Below are 10,730 nucleotides of genomic sequence, written 5' to 3' on the forward strand. Positions count from 1 at the left end.
TCTGGGTCTCACGGCGTGACGATGTTGAAATTCGGGTCCGGTCCGTCCAGCACACGCAGCAGGTCTTGCAGCGCAGCCTGATCGCCAAAGAGCTCCAGGCCGGGTGAGTTGAAATCGCCCATCGCCATGGCAAAGAAACGAATCTTGTTGTCCAATACGACCGTAACGGCCGCCGTCGAAGGATCTGGCGCGACCTTGCGGTGCACGAGCACCCCGTTGCGCAGGGTGAGCCGATAGTTGGCGGCGGTATCGGCGAAGCTGATGTCGATGGCGATGTCCAGATCCCAGCTGCGCGGGCCGTTGACACGAATCGCCAGACCGTCGAAGATCTGCTCCGGCGCCAGCTGGCACATCATCGTGGGCGAGGCAACTTGGCCCGCGGTGCCGAAGTTGCCGTCGCGCAGTTCGGCCGCCCCGCTCAAGAAGAAGTTGCGCCAGGTCGCGTTTTCGGCCCCGTAGGCCAGCTGCTCGAGAGTGTCGGAATACAACGCGCGTGCAGCCGTGTGCTCGGAATCGGTGAAGATCGCATGGTCCAGCAACGTTGCGGCCCAACGAAAGTCCCCGGAGTCGAAGGCCGCCCTGGCGAGGTCGACGACGCGGCTGATTCCACCCATCGCCTCCACATACCGGGGCGCCAGCGCCTCGGGCGGATGGGGCCACAGGCGGCCCGGGTTGCCGTCGAACCAACCCATATAACGCTGATAAATCGCCTTGACGTTATGGCTCACCGACCCGTAGTAGCCGTGCGTGTGCCACGCCTGCTCGAGGGCCGGCGGCATCTGGAACATTTCGGCTATTTCGACGCCGGTGTGACCCTGGTTGAGCAATCGCAGCGTCTGGTCGTGCAGATACGCATACATGTCGCGCTGCAGCGACAGGAATTCGACGATGCGGTGCCGTCCCCAGGTCGGCCAGTGATGGGAGGCGAACACGACATCGGTGCGATCGGCAAAAGTGTCTATCGCTTCGGTCAGGTAACCGGACCAGGCGTGCGGGTCACGCACCAGCGCGCCGCGCAGGGTCAGCAGATTATGCAGGTTGTGCGTAGCGTTCTCAGCCATACACAAGGCGCGGAAACGTGGGAAATAGAAATGCATTTCGGCGGGTGCCTCGGTGCCCGGCGCCATTTGGAATTCGATCTCGACCCCGTCGATGGTGTGTGTCTCACCGGTGGTGCGGACGTCGATGGTCGGCACGATGACGGCGACCTCGCCGGTGGATGGCGCCTGGCCCAGCCCGCAGCCGACCTGATCCATCGGTCCGCGCGCCAGCAAAGCGCCGTACATGTAGGTCGCGCGGCGCGTCATTGCCGGCCCGGCGTAGACGTTTTCCTGCACCGCGTGCTCGATGAATCCCTCCGGCGCCAGGACGGCCACCGCGCCGGTGTCCACATCCGCCTGCGAAGTAACACCCAAGACTCCACCGAAATGGTCGACGTGGCTGTGGGTGTAGATCACCGCAACGACGGGGCGCTCGCCACCTCGGTGGGTGCGATACAGCGCGAGCGCCGCGGCCGCCACTTCCGTGGACACCAAAGGATCTATGACGATGATGCCGTTGTCGGATTCCACGAAGGTGATGTTCGAGATGTCGAAGCCGCGAACCTGGTAGATGCCGGGAACCACTTCGTAAAGACCTTGCTTGGCCGCTAACGTCGACTGTCGCCAGAGGCTGGGGTGAACCGACGTCGGAGCCGGACCAGCCAAGAACGAGTAGGCGTCGTTGTCCCACACCACCCGCCCGTCGGCCGCCGTGATCACGCACGGGCACTCCGCGGCAATGAATCCCCGGTCGGCGTCGGCGAAATCCGTCTCGTCATGAAAAGGCAGAACGTGGCCGCGATGGGCCGATTCGATGACTGCGGTGGGGGGTTTGTGTTGCATCGCCAATACTTTGCCATCGATGTGGCTCCCGGCGTTCGGAAGGAATTTTCGCCGAACTCCTCGTGCGCGACTGGGCAAACACGCATACTGCCTTGACGGCCCTCAATGCCGAGGTCCGCAACAATCGGGCAAAGGAGAACAGGTGAAGCGTGGACTGACTGTCGCGGCAGCTGGAGCGGCAATTCTGGTCGCAGGGATATCGGGATGTTCGAGCAACAAATCGAATGGCGTTTCGACCTCGGTGCCGGGAGGCTCCGTGTCGGCCGGAGGCAACAACTCCTCGAAGGTCATCATCGACGGCAAGGACCAGAACGTCCAGGGGACCACTATTTGCACCAAGGCCGGCGGCAATATCTCAATTGCGGTCGGTGGAAACACCACCGGGATCAGCGTCGTGCTCGCTGACGCCGATCCGCTCGCGGTGAAGGCAGTCCAGCTCGGCAACGTCAACGGCGTGACACTTCAGTACGCGCAAGGTGGCCAGGGCAACGCCTCGGCGACCAAGGACGGCAACACGTACAAGGTCACGGGCACTGCCACCGGCGTCGACATGGCGAACCCGATGCAGCCGGTCAACAAGCCGTTCGAAATCGACGCGACTTGCTCCTGACCTAAGGATCGACAGCGGGCGGTTGCCATCCATTGGGTGGCAACCGCACCGTGAACTCCGTGCGGCCCGGCGCGCTGTCCATCGCGATAGTTCCGTTGTGCGCCTTGACAACCGCGGAAACAATCGCCAGGCCAAGTCCGGTGCTGCCGCCCTTGCGGGAGCGCGAGGAGTCACCCCGGGCGAACCGTTCGAACACCTCCGATTGCAACGCGGCCGGAATGCCGGGCCCGTTGTCGATGACCTGCAGCACGGTGTGCGATGACTCGGTGCTCAACCGCGTCGTCACGACGGTGCCCGGCCCGGTATGGACGCGGGCGTTGGCGAGCAGGTTCGTCAGCACCTGATGCAGCCGGGCAGCGTCTCCAGTAACGACCACCGGTTCTTCGGGTAGGTCGAGTTCCCATTGATGGTCGGGTCCGGCGACGTGAGCGTCGTTGACCGCGTCCACCGCCAACCGGGACAGATCCACCGGTTCGCGTTCCAGCGGGCGGCCGGAGTCCAGCCGGGCCAGCAGCAGCAGGTCCTCGACAAGGCGCGTCATCCGCTCGGTCTCGGACGCCACCCGGCTCATGGCCTGCGCCACGGCCTCGCGATCGTCGCCCATCCGTTGAGTCAGTTCGGTGTAGCCGCGAATCGCCGCCAGTGGCGTGCGCAGCTCATGGCTGGCGTCGGCGACGAACTGGCGAACCCGCGTCTCGCTGGCCTGGCGCGCCGAGAGCGCGGCCGCGATGTGGTCCAGCATCTGGTTGAGGGCCGCACCGAGTTGCCCTACCTCGGTGGCGGGGTTCGCGTCGGATTCGTGCACGCGTACCGGCAGTTCGACCTCACCACGCGCCAGCGGCAGGCCGGCCACCTCGCTCGCGGTTTGCGCGACGCGGCGCAACGGCGCCAGCGCCCGCCTGATGATGATCACACCGGCCGTGGTCGCCGCGACCAGCGCGACGACCGTGACGATTCCGAAGATGACCAGCATCCGCATCAGGGTGGCGTCGATGTTGGCCATCGACAAGCCGGTGACGATGACGTCGCCGCCGCTGCGGCTCGGCGCCGCGATCACCCGGTAGCGACCCAGCCCGTCGAGGTTGAGTGTCACCGGCTTGCGGCTGCCGGCGATCCCGGACAGCTGCTGCTGGGCGGCCGGGGTCAGCTCGGCTCGGTCACCGCTGCTCGTCGTATAGCCGGCGTCCACGGTGTTCCCGTGACTGACCACCGCCGCCACCATGCCCGCCGGCTGGCCCGGGGCATCCAGGAATCGCGGGCCCGGGCCCGGTCGCGGATAGACGTGCCGATGCCGCCAGCCCGAATGGGGCTGCTCGGGGTACATGAGGGCCGAGCGGTAGGAGGTGCCGGCGAGCTGCCCGTCGAGCTGGGCCACCAAGTGGTGCAGCAGCGCCAGTTCGGTCGCGGCGGTGATGCCGACGCAGACGAACGCCAACACGACGATCTGACCGACCAGCAGCCGCAGGCGAAGGGACCAGACCCTTCGGGTATCAGCGGGCCGGCTTGAGGACATAACCCGCACCGCGCAGCGTGTGGATCATCGGTTCTCGGCCGTTGTCGATCTTCTTGCGCAGGTAGGAAATGTAGAGCTCGACGATGTTGGACCGGCCCCCGAAGTCGTAACTCCATACCCGGTCCAGGATTTGGGCTTTGCTCAGCACCCGCTTGGAGTTGCGCATCATGAATCGCAACAGTTCAAACTCGGTGGAGGTCAACGAAATTGGCTCACCCGCGCGGGTGACCTCGTGGCTGTCCTCATCGAGCACCAAGTCTCCGACCACCAGTTGTGCGCCGCTGTCCACCGTCGTCACCCCGGTGCGGCGCAATAAGGCTCGCAGGCGCAGCACCACCTCTTCGATGCTGAACGGCTTGGTGACATAGTCGTCGCCACCGGCCGTCAGTCCGGCGATACGGTCTTCGACGGCATCCTTGGCGGTGAGCAGCAGCACCGGCAACTGCGGGTTCTCCTCGCGGAGTTTGTGCAAGACGTCGAGCCCGCTCATGTCGGGCAGCATGACGTCCAGCACAACCACGTCGGGTCGCTGGGAGCGAGCGGTCGCGATTGCCGATGCCCCGTCGCCGGCGGTCGAGATGTTCCAACCCTCGTACCGCAGTGCCATTGACACCATGTCCGCCAGCACGGATTCGTCGTCTACGACGAGAACGTTGATGGGGTTGCCGTCTGCACGACACATAACAACCCGCTCGACCGAGGCTCGGGGCTGCGTCACAACCTCCAGTATCCGCCGCGGACTGAGCCGAGACTATGGCAAACCTATGTGTGTCCTGTGAAGCGGATCGCGCGACTGCTGAGCAGCCGCGCGATCCGCATTCGGTCTAAGCCGTTAATACCAGTAGCGACGACCGGCCACCGGACGGCCGACCGAGCCCAGAATCCAGAGGATCACGCCGATGACAAGGAGCACAACGCCCAGCGTGGTCAGGATAGGTACGTGGAAGAAAAATCCCAGAATAAGCAGGATGATCCCTAAGATAACCATTTTCGACTTTCCTTTGAGTGAGTGGTTAGAGGTTTATCGATTGCATTGAACTTGGTTGCGGCAGATGACAATCCGTCACTTTCGGATTGACACCGAAATAATTCAAGGGTCCAGCGATCACGGTCACCGCAACCGTGCCCGCCGAGGCGCATGATGTGTTGTCGTTTTTGAAGTAGTCGCGCTGCCACGCCGCGATTACTCCGATCAGCAACCACACCAACGCAACCGTTCCGATGATCCCGCTGCCACGCATCGTGACCTCCAATGTGGACGAGAAGGAGTTTCTCGTGGACGTGAAATTACCCATTCAACTCATGTCTAAACATGCAATAGGTTATGCAACAGCGCTTGTCGGTGCGGCCTGGACGTTACAGGTGGTCGGCGAGCCAGGTGGCGGCCCGCTTCTTAGACGCTCTGGACAACCAGGCGTCCTGGATCAGCTCAGCTAATTCGGTGCTGCTGATTTCCGCCAGCCGACTGGCCCGCACCAACACCGACGGGTGCCCGTCGAAGTGGTCCGTGGTGAAAAACGGCGAAACGGGATCGGAAATCAACGCCAACTTGTCGCTTTCCGACTCCACCCAGAGCATGATCACGTCCGTATAGCGCTCGCCGGTGTCCGGATCGGTCGCGTCGGGCCGAGGCGTGCGAAAGAAGACGAATGACTTCCCGCCCACCTGGTAGATCGAATTGCCCTTCGGGCCCTCCAGGCGCTGGACGTGCGGCATGGCGGCGGCGATCTCATGGACGTCGCTTAACCGGGCGCGTCGAGCGGCCATGACGACGAGGGTACCGTCCGTCCGGCACCGCTCGTCATCCTGGCGAGAGATGTTGTGGTACTTGACGTTTGATCGTCGCAGCGACCCGTCCAGCGGTTAGTCCGCCGTCCGCTGCGCGGATACGTAGAGAGTGGGCGGCATCGAGTCTTCCGAGCCCTTCGGCACGCTGCGGTCATACCGCGCCATCAACTCCGAGAACGACGCCGTCGTGACGTCCCAACCGCGGTCACTCAGGAAGTCGCCGACGGGCGTGCGCTCCTCGGGGTACCAGAGATCGTCGAAGTCCGTGATCTCGGCGTTGACCAGCTGGGCGGCCGCGGCCCGCAGCCGTCGCATCTCGTCGCGCTGCCGCTGCACACGATCGGGGTCGGTGAAGCCCGAGTCGGGCACGTTGGACGCCACCCAGCTGCCCACGGCGCTGAGCGAATTGATCCGCTCGAACAGCAGGTCCTGGGCCTGTGCAGGCAGGTAACGAACCAGGCCCTCGGCCGACCACACGGCGGGCTTGGAGGCGTCAAAGCCCGCTTCCTGCAGCGCTTTCGGCCAATCCTGCCGGAGATCGATCGGGACGTTGACCAGCTGCGCCTTGGGCTTCGCCCCGTGCTCGCTCAGGGTGTTGGATTTGAATTCCAGCACCTTGGGCTGGTCGAGCTCGTAGACGACGGTGCCATCAGGCCACGGGAGCCTCCAAGTGCGTGCGTCCAGGCCGGCGGCCAGGATCACCACCTGCCGAACCCCGGCGTCCGCGGCGCCGAGGAAGAACTCGTCGAAGAACGCCGTCCGGGTGGCCATGAAGTCGACCATCAGCTGTAGCCGATTCCGCAGATCCGGCTCGATGCCGCCGGCCTTGACCAGCAGCGCCGGGTCGGCGTAGATGCTCCACATTCCCTCGCCCGCGGCGTCGACGAACACGCGCGCGAAAGGATCATTGATCAGTGGGTTCTCGCTCTCGGTTTCGGCCGCGCGAGCCGCCGCGACACCCAGCGCGGTGGCCCCGACGCTTTGAGTGATTTCCCAGGAGTCATCGTCGGTCCGCGGCATCGCCAATTTCCTTCCCCAGAAAGTAAGTTATGCACACTATTCTTCCAGCCGCCGCCCGCCGAGGCCGCCCGTCGGCCCTGTCCTAGTCTTTTTCCCAGACGGTCCACAGGTTGCAAGGGAGTGCCATGACGCCCAATCCGCCACGTACGCCGCGGGAGGTATTCGCCCACCACGGCAGTGCCCTGGCGGCGGGCGATCTTGACGAGATTGTCGTCGACTACGCCGAAGATTCCGTGCTGCTCAGCCCCGCAGGCATCGCTCGCGGCAAGGACGCCATCCGTCGAGTATTCGCGGCGTTGCTCGCCGATCTGCCGGATGCGAACTGGGACTTGAGGACCCAGCTGTTCGACGAGGATGTGCTGTTCCTCGAGTGGTCCGCCGACTCGGCCGTCAATCGGGTCGATGACGGCGTTGACACCTTCGTGTTTCGCGACGGCATGATCCGAGCGCAGACCGTCCGGTATACGGCGCACCCGAAGGGCTGAAGAGTGGATCACGTCAACCTGGAAGCGGTGGCGCAGTGGATGTCCGGACAGGGACTCGGCGAGGGACCACTGCAGGACGTTTCAAATGTCACCGGTGGGACCCAGAACGTCATGCTGCGCTTCACCAGGGCCGGCCGGCCCTATGTGCTGCGCCGCGGGCCACGACACTTACGTCCGCGCAGCAACACTGTGATCCTACGTGAGACGAAAGTCCTTGCCGCACTGGCTGGTTCAGATGTCCCCCACCCCCGCCTGATCGCAGCCTGCGAGGACCCGAGCGTGCTGGGCGACGCCGTGTTCTACCTGATGGACCCGGTCGACGGATTCAACGCGGGCGAGGGCCTGCCGCCCCTACACGCCGGCGATGCCACGGTGCGCCACGGCATGGGCCTGTCGATGGCCGACGCGCTGGCGAAGCTCGGTGCCGTCGACCATATCGCGGTGGGACTCGCCGATTTCGGCAAGCCGGAGGGCTTCCTGGAACGCCAGGTGCCGCGCTGGCTTTCGGAGCTGGCGTCCTACAACGAGTACGAGGGTTACCCGGGACCCGACATCCCGGGCATCGAGGAGGTGTCGGCCTGGCTGGAGCGCCACCGCCCGGCCCGCTGGACGCCGGGCATCATGCACGGCGACTATCACGCCGCCAACGTGATGTTCTCCCGCACCGGCCCGGACGTGGTCGCGATCGTCGACTGGGAGATGTGCACGATCGGTGACCCACTGCTGGATCTGGGCTGGCTGCTGGCCACCTGGCGCCAGCCCGACGGTTCCAGCGTGTTCAGCCACGCCCTCGGCGGGCAGGGCGGTCTGGCCACCACCGACGAACTCCTCGAGCGCTACGCCGCCAACACCACCCGCGACCTGTCCCACATCGCCTGGTACACCGTGCTGGCGTGCTTCAAGCTCGGGATCGTGATCGAGGGGACGCTAGCGCGGGCCTGCGCCGGGAAGGCGGAGAAGGAGGTCGGCGACCAACTGCACGCGGCCACGGTTCATCTCTTCGAGCGGGCGCTGGGCCTCATCTCGGACCAGGACTGACCTACTGACACAGTCCGAGCCGCCACCACCGACGCCGTGCTTTGCCGTCAAGCTTTCCCACGACCACTCCACCGGGCGATTACCTGGCCGGCGAAATCAAGCATCTGGTCAAGCGTGTGGAACATTGCGAAGGCATCCACGATCGCCTCATCGGCACCGGACCGGGCGAGGCGCTCGAGCTTATCCGCGACAGAGTCCACGGACGTGCCGGGTTCGAGGTTGATCCGCATGGCCGACTTGAGCGCATCCGGATCGCGGCCGGCGTCCTTCGCCGCGCGGCGCGCAATCGACCACAGGTGGTCGGTGACCTCGTCCTGCAGCCCCTCGACCCCGAGCCAGCCGGTGCCGCTGCGGCCGACCCGACGCATCGCGGCCTCGCTGGCACCGCCGATCCAGATGGGCGGACCGCCGGCCTGGACCGGGCGCAGGTCGGCATGGACCGGTGGCAGTGAGAAGAACTCGCTGTCCCAGGACACCGGGGTGGTCGTCCACCACTCGTGCAGGAACGCGAGCAGGTCATCGAGCATCTTCCCGCGGCGGCGCCAGTCCGCGCCGCGGGCGATGTCGTGTTCGTCCTTCATCCACCCGATTCCCACGCCAACGTCGAGGCGGCCGTCGCTGAGCACGTCGAGCGTGGTCAGCAGCCGGGCCAGGTGCACCGGCTCGTAGTAGAACGTGCTGAGCGTGCTGGCGTTCAGCCGCACCCGGCTGGTCGCCGTCGCGGCGACCGTCCACAGCAGCACCGGATCGAGGTAGCGGGTCATCTGCGGCGGGTACGGCTGCTCTTTGCCCGGGTAGGTGCTGCGCATATCGACCGGCGTGACCAGGCGATCGCCGACCCACAGCGTGTCATAGCCGAGGTCCTCGAGTCCGCGGCAGAACGCACTCAGACCATCGGCGCCGCTGACAGCGGGCCCGACGATGGGAAGTGCGAAACCAAGCTTCATCGCTACAATCCTTTCGATGATCGATCAACCATTTTTCGTGACGCACGGCGCCCCTGCTCGTTCGCTGCTTGAACCCACGGCGGGCGGTCATGCGGGAACGGCGGCGCCGAGGGCGAAGTCGTAGTTCCCCACCCCGTGGCTGGCGAGACCCATGACGACCAGGCCCGTTCCCTCCAGCCAGTGCGCCATGTTCAAGCCGCCGACGTCCAGCGGGCGCAACGCAAGGCTCTCGATGAACTCCGCGACGCCCTCCTTGGCGCGCGCGTCGTCGCCGGCGATAAAGACGTCCAGCGGCCGGCCCTGGGCCAGGACAACACCGAAGATCGTGTTGAAGGCCTTCACCACGCTGGCGCTGGCCGGGGCCGCCTTGGCGACTTCCTGCGCGATCGAGGTGTCATCGGGGATGGCGAGCCCGTCGGCGGTGGAATTGAAGGGGTTGCTGATGTCGACGATGACCTTGCCCGCGAGGGCCTTGCCGTATTGGGCGACCACCGGAACGACATCGGCGTACAACACGGCCACGATGACGATGTCCCCGGCCGGCACGTCGCCGAACTCTCCCGTCGTGGCGCCGCCGCCGAGAGCTTTGGCCAGTTCAGCGGCCTTGGACCGATCGCGACCGATGACCTCGACGGTGTTTCCGCCCGCTACCGCCAGCGCGCCGATCGCGCGGGCCATGTTCCCGGTGCCGATGATGCTGATGCTGCTCATGAGGTGTCACATCCTGACTATCGAATCGAAGAGGTTGACAACTCAACCTTAGGCACCATTTGTTGATGCGTCAACTAATCCCGTAACATGGCGGTTAATGGAACCGAACTGGCTGAATCCTCGCGAAGACCGCGCCTGGCGGGCGTTCCAGCATGCGCATCATCAACTCGACGTGCACCTGAATCGCGGTCTGCAGGAATCGGGCCTGTCCGGCGCCGACTACGAGATCCTGGCGGTGCTCTCGGGTCACGACGGGGACCGCATGCCCGCACGAGACCTCTGCAAAGCGCTGGGCTGGGAGAAGAGCCGTGTCTCCCACCAAGTGCGACGCATGCAGAAGGACGGGCTGATCTGCCGCGAGCCCAACCCCGACGACGCCCGGAGCACCATGATCTGCCTACTGCCGGCCGGCCGGGCCGCCATCCAGAAGGCGGCGCCCGGGCACGTGGAGGACGTCCGCCGGAACTTCATCGACCTGCTCAGCCCGGCTGAGCTCGACATGCTCGCCGCCCTCAACGAACGAGTCCTGCGGCACCTGGCCAACGACGACGATTCCGCCACCGACGAAGATTCCCCATGACCTTCATCGCCGCTCGGCCACACTCAACTCCCTCATCTAGGGAGTGTCACCGATCAACCGAAACAACTGTCACGCATCACCCGAAACACTGTCACGTATCACCCGACGACGAAATGTCACGCATCAGCCGGGGTCATACACCGAGCGCGCCCGAA

General features: G+C 65.0%; 13 protein-coding genes. 4 read left to right on the forward strand and 9 right to left on the reverse strand.

The genetic code is table 11. The annotated features are described in order from the left end of the window. Positions 1-8: 8 nt before the first annotated feature. A complete protein-coding gene (locus AC5Y4F_RS20185; RefSeq protein ID WP_499998053.1) occupies positions 9-1,889 on the reverse strand; it encodes an alkyl/aryl-sulfatase in 1,881 nt (626 codons plus the stop codon). Between the two features lie 136 nt (positions 1,890-2,025). Between AC5Y4F_RS20185 and AC5Y4F_RS20190 the strand changes: the two genes are divergently transcribed. After that, positions 2,026-2,493, forward strand: a complete 468-nt coding sequence (locus AC5Y4F_RS20190; RefSeq protein ID WP_067932548.1) for a lipoprotein LpqH — start codon at positions 2,026-2,028, stop codon at positions 2,491-2,493. A 1-nt stretch (position 2,494) separates the two neighbouring features. On the opposite strand, the gene AC5Y4F_RS20195 is transcribed toward AC5Y4F_RS20190, so the two are convergent. The 6 genes from AC5Y4F_RS20195 to AC5Y4F_RS20220 form a co-directional block, all read right to left on the reverse strand. After that, entirely contained in the window at positions 2,495-4,006 is a 1,512-nt protein-coding gene (locus tag AC5Y4F_RS20195) for a sensor histidine kinase (RefSeq protein WP_499998054.1), read from the reverse strand. Continuing rightward, entirely contained in the window at positions 3,984-4,688 is a 705-nt protein-coding gene (locus AC5Y4F_RS20200) for a response regulator transcription factor (protein WP_067932552.1), read from the reverse strand. Before AC5Y4F_RS20200 ends, AC5Y4F_RS20195 begins: the two co-directional genes overlap by 23 nt. Before the next feature lie 150 nt (positions 4,689-4,838). Continuing rightward, on the reverse strand, positions 4,839-4,994 hold the full coding sequence (locus AC5Y4F_RS20205) for a DUF6131 family protein (protein WP_156749985.1): 156 nt from the start codon (positions 4,992-4,994) through the stop codon (positions 4,839-4,841). A gap of 25 nt (positions 4,995-5,019) precedes the next feature. After that, positions 5,020-5,259 carry a hypothetical protein gene (locus AC5Y4F_RS20210; protein WP_067932586.1) on the reverse strand — a complete coding sequence of 80 codons (240 nt, stop codon included), beginning with the start codon at positions 5,257-5,259 and terminating at the stop codon, positions 5,020-5,022. Between the two features lie 103 nt (positions 5,260-5,362). Continuing rightward, positions 5,363-5,773, reverse strand: coding sequence for an MmcQ/YjbR family DNA-binding protein (locus AC5Y4F_RS20215; protein WP_499998057.1), 411 nt, complete (start codon positions 5,771-5,773; stop codon positions 5,363-5,365). Positions 5,774-5,869: 96 nt separating this feature from the next. Further along, positions 5,870-6,814 carry a class I SAM-dependent methyltransferase gene (locus AC5Y4F_RS20220; protein ID WP_067932556.1) on the reverse strand — a complete coding sequence of 315 codons (945 nt, stop codon included), beginning with the start codon at positions 6,812-6,814 and terminating at the stop codon, positions 5,870-5,872. Positions 6,815-6,939: 125 nt separating this feature from the next. Between AC5Y4F_RS20220 and AC5Y4F_RS20225 the strand changes: the two genes are divergently transcribed. Then, positions 6,940-7,299, forward strand: coding sequence for a nuclear transport factor 2 family protein (locus AC5Y4F_RS20225; RefSeq protein ID WP_067932558.1), 360 nt, complete (start codon positions 6,940-6,942; stop codon positions 7,297-7,299). Between the two features lie 39 nt (positions 7,300-7,338). Then, complete coding sequence (locus tag AC5Y4F_RS20230; RefSeq protein WP_067932588.1) at positions 7,339-8,337, forward strand: phosphotransferase family protein; 999 nt, start codon at positions 7,339-7,341, stop codon at positions 8,335-8,337. Between the two features lie 47 nt (positions 8,338-8,384). Here the strand turns inward: AC5Y4F_RS20230 and AC5Y4F_RS20235 are convergent, their stop codons facing one another. After that, entirely contained in the window at positions 8,385-9,284 is a 900-nt protein-coding gene (locus tag AC5Y4F_RS20235; protein WP_067932560.1) for a TIGR03619 family F420-dependent LLM class oxidoreductase, read from the reverse strand. Between the two features lie 87 nt (positions 9,285-9,371). Further along, positions 9,372-9,995, reverse strand: a complete 624-nt coding sequence (locus AC5Y4F_RS20240) for an NADPH-dependent F420 reductase (RefSeq protein WP_499998060.1) — start codon at positions 9,993-9,995, stop codon at positions 9,372-9,374. Positions 9,996-10,092: 97 nt separating this feature from the next. Between AC5Y4F_RS20240 and AC5Y4F_RS20245 the strand changes: the two genes are divergently transcribed. Beyond that, a complete protein-coding gene (locus AC5Y4F_RS20245) occupies positions 10,093-10,575 on the forward strand; it encodes a MarR family winged helix-turn-helix transcriptional regulator (protein ID WP_067932563.1) in 483 nt (160 codons plus the stop codon). Positions 10,576-10,730 lie beyond the last annotated feature (155 nt).

The sequence above is a fragment of the Mycobacterium sp. NGS56 genome (assembly GCF_059812425.1).

Coding starts and splice junctions, on each gene's coding strand:
- AC5Y4F_RS20220 (WP_067932556.1), bottom strand. CDS start 6,814: ATGCCGCGGACCGACGATGACTCCTGGGAAATCACTCAAAGCGTCGGG.
- AC5Y4F_RS20225 (WP_067932558.1), top strand. CDS start 6,940: ATGACGCCCAATCCGCCACGTACGCCGCGGGAGGTATTCGCCCACCAC.
- AC5Y4F_RS20240 (WP_499998060.1), bottom strand. CDS start 9,995: ATGAGCAGCATCAGCATCATCGGCACCGGGAACATGGCCCGCGCGATC.
- AC5Y4F_RS20205 (WP_156749985.1), bottom strand. CDS start 4,994: ATGGTTATCTTAGGGATCATCCTGCTTATTCTGGGATTTTTCTTCCAC.
- AC5Y4F_RS20195 (WP_499998054.1), bottom strand. CDS start 4,006: ATGTCCTCAAGCCGGCCCGCTGATACCCGAAGGGTCTGGTCCCTTCGC.
- AC5Y4F_RS20200 (WP_067932552.1), bottom strand. CDS start 4,688: ATGTGTCGTGCAGACGGCAACCCCATCAACGTTCTCGTCGTAGACGAC.
- AC5Y4F_RS20235 (WP_067932560.1), bottom strand. CDS start 9,284: ATGAAGCTTGGTTTCGCACTTCCCATCGTCGGGCCCGCTGTCAGCGGC.
- AC5Y4F_RS20230 (WP_067932588.1), top strand. CDS start 7,339: ATGTCCGGACAGGGACTCGGCGAGGGACCACTGCAGGACGTTTCAAAT.
- AC5Y4F_RS20245 (WP_067932563.1), top strand. CDS start 10,093: ATGGAACCGAACTGGCTGAATCCTCGCGAAGACCGCGCCTGGCGGGCG.
- AC5Y4F_RS20215 (WP_499998057.1), bottom strand. CDS start 5,773: ATGGCCGCTCGACGCGCCCGGTTAAGCGACGTCCATGAGATCGCCGCC.